Source organism: Mycobacterium sp. 852002-40037_SCH5390672 (assembly GCF_001665875.1).
In the GTDB taxonomy this organism is placed as follows: Bacteria; Actinomycetota; Actinomycetes; order Mycobacteriales; family Mycobacteriaceae; genus Mycobacterium.
On the sequence record NZ_LZTA01000128.1, the window covers coordinates 57213 to 73318 of the forward strand.

General features: G+C 65.8%; 14 protein-coding genes. 5 read left to right on the forward strand and 9 right to left on the reverse strand.

The window, feature by feature from the left end; all coding sequences use genetic code 11:
- Nucleotides 1-83: 83 nt before the first annotated feature.
- On the forward strand, nt 84-1469 hold the full coding sequence (locus A5782_RS23075; protein WP_082943064.1) for an amidase: 1386 nt from the start codon (nt 84-86) through the stop codon (nt 1467-1469).
- A 26-nt stretch (nt 1470-1495) separates the two neighbouring features.
- Here the strand turns inward: A5782_RS23075 and A5782_RS23080 are convergent, their stop codons facing one another.
- The gene (locus A5782_RS23080) at nt 1496-2020 is read right to left on the reverse strand and encodes a DNA-deoxyinosine glycosylase (RefSeq protein WP_067104485.1); all 525 of its coding nucleotides are present in this window, start codon (nt 2018-2020) and stop codon (nt 1496-1498) included.
- 40 nt (nt 2021-2060) lie between these two features.
- Between A5782_RS23080 and A5782_RS23085 the strand changes: the two genes are divergently transcribed.
- Together A5782_RS23085 and A5782_RS23090 are read left to right on the forward strand one after the other, a co-directional pair.
- Entirely contained in the window at nt 2061-3182 is a 1122-nt protein-coding gene (locus A5782_RS23085; protein WP_369815669.1) for an adenylate/guanylate cyclase domain-containing protein, read from the forward strand.
- A 331-nt stretch (nt 3183-3513) separates the two neighbouring features.
- A complete protein-coding gene (locus A5782_RS23090) occupies nt 3514-4098 on the forward strand; it encodes a hypothetical protein (protein ID WP_067104427.1) in 585 nt (194 codons plus the stop codon).
- A 15-nt stretch (nt 4099-4113) separates the two neighbouring features.
- On the opposite strand, the gene A5782_RS23095 is transcribed toward A5782_RS23090, so the two are convergent.
- The 6 genes from A5782_RS23095 to A5782_RS23120 form a co-directional block, all read right to left on the reverse strand.
- The gene (locus A5782_RS23095; protein ID WP_067104429.1) at nt 4114-5979 is read right to left on the reverse strand and encodes a serine/threonine-protein kinase PknH/PknJ; all 1866 of its coding nucleotides are present in this window, start codon (nt 5977-5979) and stop codon (nt 4114-4116) included.
- A gap of 174 nt (nt 5980-6153) precedes the next feature.
- Nucleotides 6154-7296: a BTAD domain-containing putative transcriptional regulator gene (locus A5782_RS23100; protein WP_067104430.1), complete on the reverse strand. Its 1143-nt coding sequence runs from the start codon at nt 7294-7296 to the stop codon at nt 6154-6156.
- A 299-nt stretch (nt 7297-7595) separates the two neighbouring features.
- Nucleotides 7596-8288 carry a hypothetical protein gene (locus tag A5782_RS23105; RefSeq protein ID WP_156624069.1) on the reverse strand — a complete coding sequence of 231 codons (693 nt, stop codon included), beginning with the start codon at nt 8286-8288 and terminating at the stop codon, nt 7596-7598.
- A 167-nt stretch (nt 8289-8455) separates the two neighbouring features.
- Complete coding sequence (locus A5782_RS23110; protein WP_067104433.1) at nt 8456-8800, reverse strand: DUF732 domain-containing protein; 345 nt, start codon at nt 8798-8800, stop codon at nt 8456-8458.
- Between the two features lie 132 nt (nt 8801-8932).
- Complete coding sequence (locus A5782_RS23115) at nt 8933-10846, reverse strand: ABC transporter ATP-binding protein (RefSeq protein ID WP_067104434.1); 1914 nt, start codon at nt 10844-10846, stop codon at nt 8933-8935.
- On the reverse strand, nt 10843-12609 hold the full coding sequence (locus A5782_RS23120) for an ABC transporter ATP-binding protein (RefSeq protein ID WP_067104436.1): 1767 nt from the start codon (nt 12607-12609) through the stop codon (nt 10843-10845). The genes A5782_RS23115 and A5782_RS23120 overlap by 4 nt, the downstream gene beginning before the upstream one ends.
- Nucleotides 12610-12791: 182 nt before the next feature.
- On the opposite strand from A5782_RS23120, the gene A5782_RS23125 reads away from it, so the two are divergent.
- Entirely contained in the window at nt 12792-13349 is a 558-nt protein-coding gene (locus tag A5782_RS23125; RefSeq protein WP_067104437.1) for a DUF3558 domain-containing protein, read from the forward strand.
- The gene (locus A5782_RS23130) at nt 13346-13918 is read left to right on the forward strand and encodes a DUF3558 domain-containing protein (RefSeq protein ID WP_197694324.1); all 573 of its coding nucleotides are present in this window, start codon (nt 13346-13348) and stop codon (nt 13916-13918) included. Before A5782_RS23125 ends, A5782_RS23130 begins: the two co-directional genes overlap by 4 nt.
- A gap of 31 nt (nt 13919-13949) precedes the next feature.
- On the opposite strand, the gene A5782_RS23135 is transcribed toward A5782_RS23130, so the two are convergent.
- Together A5782_RS23135 and A5782_RS23140 are read right to left on the reverse strand one after the other, a co-directional pair.
- Complete coding sequence (locus A5782_RS23135; RefSeq protein ID WP_067104438.1) at nt 13950-14453, reverse strand: histidine phosphatase family protein; 504 nt, start codon at nt 14451-14453, stop codon at nt 13950-13952.
- Nucleotides 14454-14488: 35 nt separating this feature from the next.
- Nucleotides 14489-15871, reverse strand: a complete 1383-nt coding sequence (locus tag A5782_RS23140; RefSeq protein ID WP_067104442.1) for an HNH endonuclease signature motif containing protein — start codon at nt 15869-15871, stop codon at nt 14489-14491.
- Nucleotides 15872-16106 lie beyond the last annotated feature (235 nt).

Consider the following 16106-nt stretch of genomic DNA (forward strand, 5'->3'; position numbering starts at 1 on the left):
TCGCCTACGGTACTTCTTAGTTCGCCACGGCCACGCCGAGACCAGCCGGGGCCTGCCACGATTCTCTCCGATACGCTGCCGCGGTGGACGATCTCGCGTTCGCCGGCGCGGCGGCACAAGCGCGCATGCTGGCCAACGGTGAACTGACCGCGCCGGAGTTGCTCGAGGTCTACCTGGAGCGGATTGCGCGGCTGGACACCCAGCTGCGTTGCTACCGCGTGGTGCTCGCCGATCAGGCTCGATACGAGGCCGCCGTGGCGCAGGAGCGCCTGGACGCCGGCGAACGGCTACCGCTGCTCGGCGTGCCGATCGCGATCAAAGACGATGTCGACGTCGCCGGGGAGGTGACGACTTTCGGCAGCGGCGGACACCGGCCCGCCGTCACCTCCGACGCGGAGGTGGTGCGCCGGTTGCGTGCCGCGGGTGCGGTGATCATCGGCAAAACCAATGTGCCCGAACTGATGATGCTGCCCTACACCGAGTCGATGACCTTCGGAGCCACCCGTAATCCGTGGAATCCCGCCCGTACCCCGGGCGGCAGTAGCGGCGGAAGTGCCGCCGCGGTCGCCGCGGGGTTGGCCGCCCTGGCATTGGGATCCGACGGGGGCGGTTCAATTCGCATCCCGGCGACCTGGTGTGGCCTGTTCGGCCTGAAGCCGCAACGCGATCGCGTCTCGTTGGAACCGCACGACGATGCCTGGTACGGGCTGAGCGTCAACGGCCCGATCGCGCGGTCGGTGCTGGACGCGGCCATGTTCCTGGATGCGACGTCGACGGTGCCCGGTCCCGAAGGGGAGTTCGTGACAGCTGCGGGACGCAGTCCCGGCCGGTTGCGAATTGCGTTGAGCACCAAGGTGCCTACCCCACTACCGGTCAGGGTCGGCAAGGCGGAGTTGACGGCGGTCGACCAGGCCGGCGCGTTGCTTCGCGACCTCGGCCATGACGTGATCGCGGCCGATCCCGAATATCCGGCCTCGGCGATGCTCGCCAACTATCTGCCCCGCTATTTGCGTGGTATCTGCGATGACGCGGACGCCCTTGCCCATCCCGAACGTCTGGAAGCGCGCACCCGCAACATCGCCCGCTTGGGTTCGTTCTTCTCCGACCGGCGGATGGAGGCCATCCGGGCGAACGAGGATGCCGTGATCTCACGGATCCAGGCGATTTTCGACGACGTCGACGTCGTCGTCACCCCCGGCACCGCGACGGGTCCCTCGCGTATCGGTGCCTATCAACGCCGCGGCGCCGTGTCAACGCTGCTGAGGGTGGGACAGTACGTTCCCTACCAACAGATTTGGAACCTGACCGGACAGCCCGCGGCGGTGGTGCCGTGGGACTTCGACGGGGATGGCCTGCCGTTGTCGGTCCAACTCGTCGGCAGGCCATATGACGAGGCGACCCTGTTGTCGCTGTCGGCGCAGATCGAAGCGGCCCGACCGTGGGCCCTGCGGCGACCGCCGGTGTCATAGCCGTCTAGGAGCGATCACCGCTGGATCTATCGGCGGTGACCCGCTTCGCCCGGCCGCGCCGCGCTCGCGATCACCGCCCAAGCCGCGAGCTTGGCGCCCGGCCGCATCACGTGTGCCGGGCTGGTCGATGGCAGCCGCTGATGCTGGATCCGATCGGGCGCGCTCGCCAGCCTGTGGAACAGATCGGCCGCCTTGGCGCCGTTGAAATACACCGCGTTGATCGTCGGGTAGTGCGCGAACAGCTCGCCAAAATTGTTGACCACCAGACTCTTTGGTTCGATCGCCGAGTCGGAGCTGCCGACGCGGCGGCACGCGTGGAGTACATCCCAAAGAGCTACACCGTGGGATTGCAGTGCCGCGAGCCGTCTGTCGTAGGGCGCGGCCGCATCGAAGCCGAACAGCTCACCGGTGATCGACCAGAACGCATTGCGTGGATTGGCGTAGTACTGGCCCGCCACCAGTGATTGTGCACTGGGAAACGAGCCCAGGATCAGCGTCCTGGCTCGTGGATCGACGACCGGCGGGAATCCCCGCAGCAGCGGTGTGCTCATCACCTCACATCATGGCTGGTCCGCGTTGTACGTTGACGACGTGCAGGACGGGGCCGACCGCAACATCGACGATTTGCTCGAGGGGCTCGAGGGAACCGCACGCGCGGAACGTGCCGAACTGGTGAAGTGGCTGCTCGAGGAGGGCATCACCGCCGAGGAGATCCGGGCGACCAATCCGCCCCTGTTGCTGGCCACCCGCCACCTCATGGGCGATGACGGCACGTACGTGTCCACCCGCGAGATCAGCGAGACCCATGGCATCGACCTGGGACTGTTGCAGCGGGTGCAGCGTGCGATCGGTCTGGTCCGGGTGGACGATCCCGACGCGGTCGTTCACATGCGGGCCGACGGTGAAGCCGCCGCATTCTCCCAGCGATTCGTTGAGCTGGGGTTGGATCCCGAACAGGTGGTTCTCGTGGTTCGGGTGCTTGCCGAAGGTTTGTCGCGGGCCGCCGAAGTCATGCGGTACACGGCGCTTTCGGCCATCATGCGACCGGCTGCCAGCGAGCTCGAAATCGCCCAGGGCTCAAAGGCTTTGGTGAGCAAAATCGCACCGATGCTCGGACCGATGATCGAGCACATGTTGTTCATGCAGCTGCGCCACATGGTGGAAACCGAAGCGGTCAACGCCGCGGAGCGGGCCGCCGGCAAGCCGCTGCCGGGAGCGCGTCGAATCACCGTTGCCTTCGCAGACCTGGTCGGCTTCACCCGGATCGGCGAGGCGGTGTCACCCGAGGAGTTGGGGCATCTGGCCAACCGGCTGGCCATCCTCGCCCGGGACATGACGGTGCCCCCGGTGCGATTCATCAAGACCATCGGCGACGCGGTGATGTTCGTCTGCCCCGATCCGCTGCCGTTGCTCGACGTCATCGTGAAGCTCGTCGAAGCCGTCGACACCGACAACGACTTTCCCCGGTTACGAGCGGGAGTGGCCTCCGGCATGGCGGTGAGCCGGGCCGGTGATTGGTTCGGCAGTCCGGTCAACGTGGCAAGCCGTGTCACGAACGTGGCGCGCCCGGGCACGGTCGTGGTCGCGGATTCGGTGTGGGACGTCATCGGCGACAGCGGTGAGTTCTCCGGATCATTCGCCGGCGCCCGTCGTCTCAAGGGCATCAAGAGCGAGGTGAAACTCTTCCGCATCCGGCGGGGCGACGGCGGCTGACGGCCACGCCGTCCCAGTGAAAGGCCGCTACGCATGGGCAGGCCCGGTGCGACTCTAGGGGGCGTCTGACAACGTCTTATGCGTGTCCTACGCGGCCGGATTCCTACCCCATGTTCCGGCGCTTCGAATTGGTCGCTTCCGGGCCTGCTTCGCTACCCAAAATACGCCGTAGAACAGCCCGGATCAACGGGTTTTTCGCAGTCGTTCCGCCCGTTTACAACGCCTCGGCGAGGGGGCCGCCGGCCCCGAAAGACAACGCGGCGGACGTCCGTCGTTTCGCTGCCGGTGAAAGGCAGTTCCGCAATTCCTGTAACGGTGTAATCATGTAATCATGAAACCCCATCACACACACGGGCGGCGGTACGGCCGCCCCGGGGGCTGGCAGCAAGCCCAGCAACCCGACGCCGGCGACGCCGCGGAGTGGTTCGCCGGACGTCTACCTGAGAACTGGTTCGACGGCGACCCCACGGTGATCGTCGACCGCGAAGAGATCACCGTTGTCGGCAAGCTTCCGGACTCGGCGGACGCGGAGACCGAAGCGAGCGAGGCCCGCGCGGCCGGGCGAGCCTCACGATTCCGCGAAGACACCCGGTCGGAGCGAATGCGCATCGCCGATGAAGCGCAGGATCGCTACGGGCGCAAGGTTTCCTGGGGCGTCGAGGTCGGGTCCAAGACGGGCACCGAGCGAATTCTGTTCACCCACATCGCAGTACCGGTCATGACACGGCTGAAGCAACCCGAACGCCAGGTGCTCGACACGTTGGTCGATGCCGGGGTCGCGCGCTCCCGCGCCGACGCTCTCGCCTGGTCGGTGAAGCTGGTCGGTGAACATGCCGAGGAGTGGCTGGCCAAATTGCGCGGCGCGATGTCGGCGGTCGACGACCTACGTGCGCAGGGCCCCGATCTTCAGTCGTGACAACGCCGTAGCGCCTTAGGCCGCGGGCTTCTCGGCGTCGATTTTGCCGACGATCTTGTCGGCGATCTGGCCGCCCTGATCGCTGATGTGGTATCCGCACGCGTTGATGTCGACGACCACGTTGTTGGCCACGCTCAGCGCGCGCTGGCACTCCCAGCCGTCGGCACCTTCCTGGGTGTCCATCAGCGTGATCTTTGGCGGACCGCCCTGAACCTGGGCGAACGTCCATCGATAGGTCTTGCTCTTGTTTGTGACGGTCACCGTCTTGCCGGCACAGCCTTTCCACTTCTCCGCGGAGGTCTGCAGGAAGCTCTTGGCCTTGTCGGCGGACGGAAACAGCACCACGGCCTGGTTGACCCAGTGGTCGTAGTTGTCGCCCGCCTCTGAGGACACCAATCCGTTGACTGCCGAGTAGCCGGTTCCCGCGTACACCGGGTCCTGGGTGGTGTAGAGCGCACCCTGGCAATCGGGTGCGGACACCATCACCGAGGAGCTGTCCGTCGACGTGATGGGTTTGCCCGGCTGCATCGACGACGAGCCCATCACCCCGTTGATGTCGGCCGGACCGAGCAGCAGGGCGCTGAGCCGTTCGGGGCCCAGCGGGGCGGCCTGCGGTGCTTCCGGCTTGGGCCGGACGACAAGCCAGATGCCTACCCCGCTCGCGATGACAACGAGCACCACGGCGACGGCCGCGATGATGGGCCAGACATTGCGGTGCGGTTTGGGCGGTGGGCCCCAGGGTGTTGAGCTGGTGAACTGTGGCGGGCCGCCCCAGTTGGCGCTGCCGCCTTGGTAATAGGGGGGCGCGGGTTGACCGGCCGCCGGGATCGGGCCGCTGGTGGGGGCCCACGCCTGAGCGCTCTGCGACGGTATCGGACCGGAACTGGGGGCCGGCGGTGGATCGAACGGCGACGGCGGCGGCGTGTTGAACGTGGGCCCGAACGGCTGCGGAGGCGCCGGGGCGGGGCTGGTCCGCGAGTTGTCGGCGGCGGGCAGTGCGGCTTCCTGGCTGCGGCGCAAGATGGTGGCGGCGCGGTCTTGGTCGGGGTTGCTCAGCGCTTCCTTGGCGGCCAGGGCCAGGTCGCCCGCGCTGGCGTAGCGGTCCTCGGGCTTTTTGGCCATGCCGCGGGCGATCACCGCATCGAACGCCTTGGGGACGCCCGGGCGCTGCGCGCTGGGCGCGGGAATGGGGTCCATCATGTGAGCGGAGACCAGCACGCCGGCGCTGTCGGCCCGATACGGCGGGGATCCGGTCAGGCACTCGAAAAGCACGCAGGCCAGCGCGTAGATGTCGGCGCGGTAGGTGACTTCGGCGTCGGAAAACCGTTCTGGCGCCATGTATTTCCAGGTGCCGACCGCGGTGCCGAGCTGCGTGAGCTTTTCGTCGGTGTTGGCGCTGGCGATGCCGAAGTCGACCAGGTAGGCGAAGTCGTCACGAGTGACCAGGATGTTCTGCGGTTTGATGTCGCGGTGCGTCACGCCGCCGGCGTGGGCGGCGTCGAGCGCGGAGGCGATCTGGGTGATGATGGCGACCGCGCGGGGCGGGGGCAGCGGGCCGAAACGTTTGAGCACGCTGTCCAGGTCGGTGCCCTCGACCAAGCGCATCTCCACGAACATCTGGCCGTCGATTTCGCCGTAGTCGTGCACCGGCACCACGTGCGGTTCCTGCAAACGACCGGCGGTGCGGGCTTCGCGTTTCAACCGCTCGCGAAACACCGGGTCTCTACTGAAGCTTTCGGAGAGAAGTTTGACCGCGACCGTCCACTCCTTGACGGTGTGTTCGGCCTCGTAGACCTCACCCATCCCACCGCGGCCCAGCAGCCGCTTTAGGTGATAGGGGCCAAACATCGACCCCGCCCGTGAGGACTGCTCGTCACTCATTCCTCATCCTTCCAACCCAACCCCTGGCCTGCCGGTCTCATTCAAGACTTTGCGGGCAGACACACGATCGCAACCCGTGACTGAGCAATCTTGACGGTAAGCGCCCACCCGTCCCACCGCACGATAACGGGAACGATTGCCGCGCGTGTCGGCGCGGGTCGGCTCGCCGAGGCCCTAGCCCTCGTTCTCGTTGTCAGCGGCGATCTGGAAGGTGAATTCGTGGTCGCAGATCCGGACGCGGTCGCCGTCTTGCAAGGTGGCGGCCGAACGGATTCGTTGGTTCTGCACGTGCACGCCGTTTGAGGAGCGCAGGTCGTCGATGATGTAGCCGGTTCCGGTCTCGACGATGACGGCGTGGTGCCGACTGACCTTGGGGGAGTCGAGAACGACGTCGTTGTCGCTAAGGCGCCCAATCGTTGTCGATCCTTGGAGTGGATAACTGCGTCCGGACACCTCGTGCAGATAGGCGACCGCCTTCTTGTCAGACACGGTGTATCGCTCGAGCACCGTGATCGCGACCGCCGCGGTCGTCATGGCGTTCTTCTTGGCGTCCAGCGGTTCCTGGCGAAGGATGCGGTCGTTGAGGGCGCGCAAATTCTGGCCTGGGTCGATCCCGAGGTCGTCGGCGAGCGATTTTTGCACGCGCCGGTAGGCCGCCAATGCGTCGGATTGGCGGTCGGTGAGGTAGTAGGCGGTCATCAACTGGGCCCACAGCTGCTCGCGGTAAGGATGTTCGGCCGTCAAAGCTTCCAGTTCGGTGATCACGCTATAGCCACGTCCGCGGGCGATTTCGGCCTCCGCCTGCGCAGTGTGAGCCAGGATCCTCTCCTCGACGAGCAAAGTGGCGAAGGCGTCGACAAACCGAAAGTCCTCGAGGTCCTCGAGCACCGGGCCCCGCCATTCGGCCAAGGCGGCCGACAGGTGCTGACTGGCCTGTTCGAACCGGCCCGCGGCCGCCGCGTGCACGCCGGCGGTCTTTTCGGCGATGAACCGGCCGAGATCGCAACTGTCATTGGCGATGTTGAGCCGGTAACCCGGTGGCGCCGCGACCAGCACCGTGTGCGGGTCGACGCCGGCGCCGGTCAGCAGCTTGCGCAGGTTGGACACGTAGGAGTGGATGCTGGCCCGTGCCCCCGACGGTGGCGACTCGTCCCACAGGGCGGTGATAAGCCGGTCGACGCCGACAGGGCTGTTGCGGTTCATCAGCAGCATGGCCAGCACCGCTCGCTGTTTGGGTGTGCCCAGCGGCACCAGGGCACCGTCAACGCTCATCTCCAACGGTCCGAGCAGACCGAATTCGAGACGTTTGTCCGCCATCCGCCTACCAGCCTTTCCACGTCCGCGGCGTCGGATGCCATGAGGTCACCATTGTGATTGTGACGCCAAGCCGGCGGATTCGTTACCAATCCCGACAAACCGTTGAGCTCCGACGGCATCTCGTCACGATCATCAGCCCGGCGGGGTACTGCCCCGTGCTAACGGGTGCCCGAAATGTGTTCGTACCCAGCGCGATAGTAGAGCCTCGTACGAATTGAATTGCATCGTCGCAACATACCTCGCGCCGCGCGCAACCCCCTGGGCGTTGCGCGCGGCGCGAGGCAAATCGCCGGCGCCGATTAAGTGGTGACGACCATCAACTCGTTGCTGGTCTCCCAGGACTCGACGAAGAGGCCGAGGGGGATTTGTTCGTCACGGCCTTCGGGTGTGCCGCTGTCGTTGAGGTGAACGATGCCGGCGGCGGTGTCTACACCGGTGACCACCACCGCGTGGTTGGACTCCGGGCGGCCGTCTTTGCCTTTGTCTTCGACGCGCTGGTGCCAGATGAGTTCGGCGTTCAGGCTGACGATCACCTTGTGACCGCCGCCCAGTGCCCGCTCGAGTCCCACGATTCCCGCCGGGGTTCCGGTCTGTGCGACGTCGTCCTTGTCGCTGAGGACGGCGCCGACCTTGTACTGGGCGAGCAGTGCGGGGATGTCGGCCGTGTTTGCTCCGTCGCCCGATTCCGGGTTGCTGGTGGCGGCGGGCTTGGTGTAGATCGGGCCGGGGTGCACGACGCTGGGCGTCGATTGCGCCTTTGCGATGATGTCGTGCTCCGAAGGCTGCACGCCGGTGATCTCACCGATGACGTCGGCACTCGACATCAGCACGCAGTCGTCGTACTGCTGCTGGCGCCAAAACTGGGCGGCGGCAGTCGGGTCGCCGTACGTGAGCTGGGAAGCCGCGGCGCCGGCCGGGGCTGCCAGGCCGAGCGCGAGTGCGCCGGCGGCCACCGCGAAGGTCAGAGTCTTGGCGATGTTGGCGATGTTCACGATTGGCCTCTTCTCATATCTCGCTGCGGGCGGGTGCTGAGAAGATCTTCGAATGTCCGCCTATTTGACTTCTCTACGAATCCTTGGAGTCGTCGGGTGCGTTCTTTCCAAAGCGGCCGAGGGGGGATTTCGATTTGCGAAATCCCCCCTCGTGCGCCGTCGGTTGCCTAGGCAGGCTGACCGGAAAATTGCGGGCAGTAGGCCTTGGTCGCCGCGGCGACCACGTTGGCCGCCTGCGGGGGAGTCAGGCTTGTGTGACGGAAGATTTGGACGGTGACGGCGATCGGTGTTTGGCCGGCGGCCAATTCGGTGCATACCTGGTGGCCCGCTTGAACGGCCGCTTGGGTCGACGGGAAAGAGACGCCGAGACTTTGCATCTGGCTCAGAAACGCCTCGTCGCCGGTCTGCACAGCCCTGGCTGCAGCGGTGCCGGCCAAGCTAACAGCGGCAATCCCGATAGCGGCGGTGGCGATGGCGGTGGTGGCCATTGTGGTGATGTGGCGCGAAAACATTGCTGCCACCCCTTTCAGGTGATCTGTCAGATTACGACGATCCCAGCGTCTCGTTTGTTCCTTGGTGTCTTCTCAATAACTTCTTGGTAGCGATCGCGGCCGCTTATCAATGCACCCGTCAGGCGCGCGGCGTTACGCCTGTGTCATCTCGTAATACGTGCCGCGCCGGGCGAGTAGTTCAGTGTGATTGCCCTGTTCGACGATCCGGCCGGCCTCGACCACCACAATGCGGTCCGCATCGCGGATGGTCGAAAGCCGGTGCGCGATAATGAAACTCGTGCGATCGCGGCGCAGTTCGCACATGGCCTGCTGGATAAGGGCTTCGGTGCGGGTATCCACCGAGCTGGTGGCCTCGTCCAGGATCAACAACTGTGGGCGGGCAAGAAATGCGCGCGCGATGGTGATGAGTTGCTTTTCGCCGGCACTGATGTTGCCGCCGTCGCCGCTGATCCGGGTCTGGTAGCCGGCCGGCAATGTCCTGACGAACCCGTCGACGTAGGCGGCCTTGGCGGCTTCGAGCACCTCGTCTTCGCCGGCCTCGGGACGTCCGTAGGCGATGTTCTCCGCGATCGTCCCTTCGAAAAGCCAGGTGTCCTGCAGCACCATGCCGATTCGCGAGCGCAGCGACTGGCGATCCATCGTGTTGATGTCCACGCCGTCGAGCAGGATCTGGCCGGCGTCGACGTCATAGAACCGCATCAGCAGATTCACCAGCGTGGTTTTGCCCGCTCCGGTGGGTCCGACGATCGCCACCGTGCTGCCCGGTTCGGCCACCATGGACAGGTCTTCGATCACCGGCGTGCCTGGGCGGTAGGAGAAGCTCACGTGGGCGAACTCGACGCGTCCAGCTGCCTGCGGGGTCGTGGCGGGGGGGCGGTGTTGGGTGGCGGGCACGGGATCCGGCGCTTCCTCGGGTTCGTCGAGCAGCGTGAAGACACGCTCGACGCTGGCCACCCCGGATTGCAGGGTGTTGTACATCCCTGCCAGCTGACTCAATGGTGAGTTGAACTGCCGCACATATTGAATGAACGCCTGGATATTGCCCAGGGTGATATGCCCGGTGGCCACCTGCAGGCCGCCGACCACGGCGACGGCGACGTAGCCGAGGTTGCCGATGAAGGTCGTTGCCGGTGCCACCAGCCCGGAGAAGAATTGAGCGCCGAAACTGGCCCGGTAGACGTTGTCGTTGAGCGTGCGGAACTGCTCGCGCGCCGCCGCCTGGTGGCCGAACGTGGTGACCACTGTGAAACCGCTGTAGGTCTCTTCGATGTGGGCGTTGAGGCGTCCGATGCTGGTCCATTGGGCGACGAACAGACGTTGGGAACGTCGCGCGATCGCCCGCGTCGCCAACAGCGACAGCGGCACCGTCAGCACGGTGATCACCACCAGCAGCGGTGAGATGGACAGCATCATCACCAGTACCGCCACCACGGTCAGAACCGATGTCAGCAGCTGGCTGATGGTCATCGACAGCGACGATTGGATGTTGTCGATGTCGTTGGTGACCCGGCTCAGCAGTTCACCCCGCTGGCGGCCATCGAAGTAGGACAACGGCAACCGGTGAATCTTGTCCTCGACATCGGAACGCAGCGCCACCATGGTGCGCTGCACGGTGACGTTGAGCAGCCGGGCCTGCGCCCAAATCAGCAGTGCGGAAACGAGATAGAGGGCCAGTGCCAGTGTGAGCGTTCGTGCCACCGCCTCGAAGTCCACGCCGTGGCCCGGCACCACGTGCATCCCGGAGAGCAAGTCGGCGAAGGTGTTGGCCCCTCGGCTGCGTGCCGCGGCGATGGCCTGCGCCTTGGTGATTCCGGCCGGGAGCTGGCGCCCGATGACACCGTTGAACAGTAAATCGGTGGCATGCCCCAGGATTCGCGGGACGATCACCCCGATGGCCGTGCCGGTGATACCTAACGCGATCACCGCGATGCACAGCCGTCGTTGCGGCGCAAGCTGTTTCACCAGGCGGGCCGCCGAACCCCAGAAGTCACGGGAACGGGTTACCGGGGCTGACCGGTAGGCTGCCGCGGTGGTCGCGCGGGTCACGGCGTGCCCCCGAGTTGACCCGATCGCACGGCGCCGACTGCCTGCGAGTCGGCGAATTCGGCGTAGGTGGTGCAATCGGCCAGCAGCGATTCGTGCGTGCCCGCGCCCACCAGACTCCCGTTGTCGATCACGATCACCTGGTCGGCCTTGGACGCGATCGAGATACGTTGTGTGACAACGATGACGGTGGCCTCGCCGGAAGTCTCCTGGAGCGAGGCGCGGACCCGCGCGTCGGTGCGCGCATCGAGCGCGGCGAACGAGTCGTCGAACAAATAGATGGCCGGCCGGCGGATGACCGCCCGGGCGATGGCGAGCCGTTGCCGCTGCCCGCCGGAGAAGTTGATACCGCCCTGGGCGACCCGCATCTGCAGCCCGTCATCGTGGGCGCGCACGAAATCGTCGGCGGCGGCCACCCGCAACGCTTCCCACATCTGTTCGTCGGTGACCATTTGGTGTGGCGCGGCGCCGTAACGCAGGTTGTCCGCGACCGTCCCGGAAAACAGGTAGCCGCGCTGGGGCACCAGCCCGATCGCCGACCACAGGCGTTCGGTCTGGTAATCGCGGACGTCGATGCCGTCGACCGAGACAGCGCCGCCGGTCACGTCGTAGAGCCGGCAGATCAGCGACACCAGCGTCGACTTGCCCGAACCGGTGCCGCCGACGATGGCGGTGGTGGTGCCGGGTTGTGCCGTCAGTGAAATGCCCTGCAGCACTGGGCGATCGGCGCCGGGGTAGGTGAACGTCGCGCCGTCCAAACGCACTGTTCCGGTGATCGCACCACGCGGGGATCGCGGATTCGCGGGGTCGGTGACGGCCGGGCGGGTGGAGAGCACCTCGGTGATCCGTTCGGCGCATACCGAGGCTCGCGGCAACACCACCAGCGTCATCGTCGCCATCAACACGGCCATCAGGATCTGGGTGAAGTAGGCCAGGAATGCGGTCAACGAGCCGACCTGCATCTGGCCGCGGTCGATGCGCAACCCGCCGAACCAGATCAGCGCGACGCTGGACACGTTGATGGTCAGCGTGGTCACCGGCAGCATCAACGCCTGCCAGTTGCCCGCGGTCAGCGCGGTATTCGACAGCGCGGTGTTGGCGCGGGCGAAGCGGTCACGCTCGAAACCTTCCCGGGTGAACGCCCGGACAACCCGGACGCCGGCCAGTTGGTCACGCGTCACCCGGTTGATGCCGTCGATCAAGGCCTGCATCCGGCGGAACAGGGGCAGCATGTGCGACATCACCCAGTAGTTGGCCACCGCCATGACCGGCACGCTGACCAACAGCAGCCACGTCAGCGCGGCCTCCTGGCGGATGGCCATGAAGATCCCGCCGACGCACATGATCGGGGCCGTCACCAGCACGGTGCCGGCTATCTGGACCAGGTACTGGATTTGCCGCACGTCGTTGGTGCTGCGCGTCAACAATGTCGGCGCTCCGAATCGGGCGGTCTCGCGCTCGGAAAATGTGGTGACGTGTTCGAACAGCGCCGCGCGCAGGTCGCGACCGAAGCCCATCCCGGTGCGCGAGCCGAAATAGATCGCCCCCACCGAGCACAGCACCTGCAGTGCGGTGACCCCGAGCATCACCATCCCGAGCCGGACGATCGTGGTGGTGTCGCCCTTGGCGACGCCCTCGTCGATGATGGCGGCGTTGACCGTCGGCAGATACAGCGACGCGAGATTGCTGACCAGCTGCAGCACCATCAGCACCGCCACCAGCCGTCGGTACGGCTGGATGTACTGGCGCAGCAGTGCCAGGAGCATTGGGTAACTGTCGCATACCGTCGACCCGGCCGTCCCGGCCAACCGCCGGACGGTCACGGTCCGCACCACACTCGTTGGCGGCCCCGAAATACCTGCTCAGGCGCGTCGGTGGTTGACCCGCTGGGCTGCCGCTACAGTGCATCGTGTGGACCAGCAGCGGGCGGAACGGAAGCAGGCTAGCGGTGCGACGTAACACGAGGGCGCTGGCTCTCGTGGCGTCAGCATTGACGATCCTGATCCCCGCGGTCGCGGCCTGCTCCGATTCCGGCGGCAACAAACCGGGAGCGACGGAGTCGTCGACGCCGCAGAACGGCCAGGGCAACCACGGTGCGATGTTCCCGCAGTGCGGCGGCATCAGCGACCAGACCGTAGCTGAGCTCACCAGGGTGACCGGGCTGATCAACACCGCCCGCAACTCCGTGGGGTGTCAGTGGCTCGCGGGCGGCGGCATCCTCGGACCGCACTTCTCGTTCTCCTGGTATCGCGGTAGCCCCATCGGACGCGAACGCAAGACCGAGGAGCTCTCCCGCTCCAGCGTCGACGACATCAACATCAATGGCCATGGCGGTTTCATCGCCATCGGCAACGAGCCCAACCTGGGTGACTCACTGTGCGAGGTGGGCATTCAGTTCCAGGACGACTTTATTGAGTGGTCAATCAGTTTTAGTCAGAAGCCGTTCCCGCCGCCATGCGACATAGCGAAAGAACTGGCTCGTCAGTCGATTGCGAACTCGAAATGATGGCCTCGATGCGTGCCGGATCGCGCGGCGGAAGGACTGCCCGCATCGCCGCAGCCGTGCTGGTCGCCGCGCTGTTGGTGCTGACGGGGTGTTCCCGCTCGATTGGGGGCAACGCGGTCAAGGCGGGCGGCAATGTGCCCCGCAACAACAACTCCCAGCAGCAGTACCCGAACCTGCTCAAGGAATGTGAGGTCTTGACCAGCGATATTCTGGCCAAGACCGTCGGCGCAGATCCGCTCGACATTCAGAGCACATTCGTCGGTGCGATCTGCCGCTGGCAGGCGGCCAACCCGGCCGGTCTGATCGACATCACCCGGTTCTGGTTCGAGCAGGGCAGTCTGTCCAACGAACGCAAGGTCGCGGAGTTCTTGAAGTACAAGATCGAGACGCGCTCGATCGCCGGCATCGACTCGATCGTGATGCGGCCCGACGACGCCAACGGCGCGTGCGGCGTGGCCAGCGATGCCGCCGGAGTGGTCGGATGGTGGATCAACCCGCAGGCGCCGGGCATCGATGCGTGCGGACAGGCCATCAAGCTGATGGAGCTGACGCTGGCCACCAACTCCTAGCCGGGTGCGGAGGAGTCGGGCAAGCCGAAACCTAGCGCGGCACCTCGAAGTCGATCAGCGTCGCCACCCCGAGTTCCAGCTGCTTCCACGCGCCCGGGACGGTGAGCACCGCGATCGCCGACGTCGGAAACTTGGCCGAAATACGTTTGGCGGCAGCGGTATTCGTATCTCCCGCGCGGCCGAGACCCAGCGCCAGGGTCGACATCGTCGGCTCATGTCCGATGACGAGCAGCGTGCTGACCTCGTCGTCCACCGTATTGATCTCGTCGATCATCGTGCCGGGGGTGCTGGCATAGAGGTGCTCGCTGTATCGCACGGGCGCATCGATGCGCGTGTTCAGCAGCGTCTCTCGGGTGCGCGTCGCTGTGGAGCACAGCACGCCGTCGATGGTCGGCGCGTGGGCGCGCAACCAGTCACCGGCGAGCCCGGCCTGTCTGATGCCGCGCGGCGCCAATGGCCGATCATGGTCGGCGACACCGGGCGGGTAATCGGACTTCGCATGCCGCATCAACAGCAAGGTGCGCTGGCTGGTCACGAGAAATGAGATTAATCAGTGCGGCAGCAGGAGTGCTACGCCGCGTGGTCGTCGCCATTGTCGTCATCACCGTCGCCGTCGAGCAGTTTTTCCGGATGGCGGAAGGTGTTGGTGCGCGACTGGCCTCTGTCCAGCCACGGGGGCGGAATCCATTCGGTATCGCCTCTGGCGCTTTTCTTGGTGCGCCAGCCGCTGGGTTTGAGCAGGCGGTGATGGGGGCCGCAGGCGAAGGTGAGTTGGTCGGCGTCGGTGGTATGGCAGGCGGCGTAGTCGATGACGTGGTGGACTTCGCAGTAGTAGCCGGGCACGGTGCAGCCGGGAGCTGAGCACCCACGGTCCTTGGCATACAAGATTATTCGCTGTCCCGGGGAGGCCAGCCGTTTGGTGTGATACAGCGCCAGCGGTTTGCCGTGGTCGAAGACGGCCAGATAGTGATGGGCGTGGCGCGCCAGGCGGATTACGTCGCTGATCGGCAAGATCGTGCCGCCACCGGTCAGGCCGCGCCCGGCGGCGGCCTCCAGCTCCTGCAGCGTCGTGGTGACGATGATCGATGCCGGTAACCCATTGTGTTGGCCCAACTCTCCGGAGGCCAACACGCTGCGCGTGGCCGCCAGCAGCCCGTCATGGTTGCGTTGGCTCGCTGAGCGCGGGTCATGCTCGATAGCTTCTTGGGTGGGTGCGCCGTCCAGGCACGGAACGTCGTCGAAGGGGTTGCACATGCCTGGGGCGGCCAATTTGGCCAGCACCGCCTCCAGGGTGGCGCGCGCTTCGGGGGTCAGCAGGCCGCGCAACTCCGACATGCCGTCGGCTTGTTGGTTACCCAAGGTCAGGCCTCGGCGGCGGGCGCGGTCCTCGTCACGGTAGGTGCCGTCGGGGTTGAGGCAATGGGCCAAGATGCTGGCCAGCTCGGCGATCTGTTCGGGGCGAAACTCGCAGCCCTGGTGCGCCAGCTCGGCTTCGGCCCGCGCACGCGTCGTGGCGTCGACCCAGCCCGGCAGCTGGTGGTAGAAGGTGCGGATCACGGCGACTTGTTCGGTGCCGAGTTTGCCGACGCGCTGGGCCGCGGCGGTGGCCGCCAGGACAGGCGGTAGCGGTTCACCGGTGAGCCCGCACCGCGCCCCCAAATCGGCGGCCGCGCGGATGCGCCGGGTCGCCTCGGCACGGCTGATCAGGCTCCGCTCGGCGATCGCGTGGGACAGCTTGCCACCGATTTCTTGCGGGGTGGCGTCGCGAGCAACTGCGTTGATCAGCGGATGCTCTATCGCCGGTATCCGCCGGCGCAGCTTCTCGCAACGCTCCAACAGCGCAAGTCGCTGCTGAGTATTCAACGCGTCAAACGACAACGCGCAGGCACGATCCAAGTCGGCATCAAGCGCGTCGAACACCGCATCGACATCCTGCTGGTTAGTTGGACTCACACCGCCAAACTAGCCGCACCCACCGACAAAATTCGGGGCTCAATCGCCATAGATGCACACTCGCGCAAATGATTTGGAATTTGCAACGGCTCCCACTCGGCGCTTCGGTCAAGAGCCGGCCGAGATCGCCGGAATTCTTGAATTAAGACCTGCCGATCGAGGTCCCGCGTCTTGTCGGTGCGCAGACCTAAACTCGCGATGCCCTGGTAAACACGCACTTCGAAAGGGGGTCGCG

Bases quoted from the DNA above. Each gene is read 5' to 3' on its own strand.
- A5782_RS23080 (WP_067104485.1), bottom strand. From the start codon at position 2,020: ATGAGCACACCGCTGCTGCGGGGATTCCCGCCGGTCGTCGATCCACGA.
- A5782_RS23090 (WP_067104427.1), top strand. From the start codon at position 3,514: ATGAAACCCCATCACACACACGGGCGGCGGTACGGCCGCCCCGGGGGC.
- A5782_RS23095 (WP_067104429.1), bottom strand. From the start codon at position 5,979: ATGAGTGACGAGCAGTCCTCACGGGCGGGGTCGATGTTTGGCCCCTAT.
- A5782_RS23100 (WP_067104430.1), bottom strand. From the start codon at position 7,296: ATGGCGGACAAACGTCTCGAATTCGGTCTGCTCGGACCGTTGGAGATG.
- A5782_RS23110 (WP_067104433.1), bottom strand. From the start codon at position 8,800: ATGTTTTCGCGCCACATCACCACAATGGCCACCACCGCCATCGCCACC.
- A5782_RS23120 (WP_067104436.1), bottom strand. From the start codon at position 12,609: ATGCTCCTGGCACTGCTGCGCCAGTACATCCAGCCGTACCGACGGCTG.
- A5782_RS23130 (WP_197694324.1), top strand. From the start codon at position 13,346: ATGATGGCCTCGATGCGTGCCGGATCGCGCGGCGGAAGGACTGCCCGC.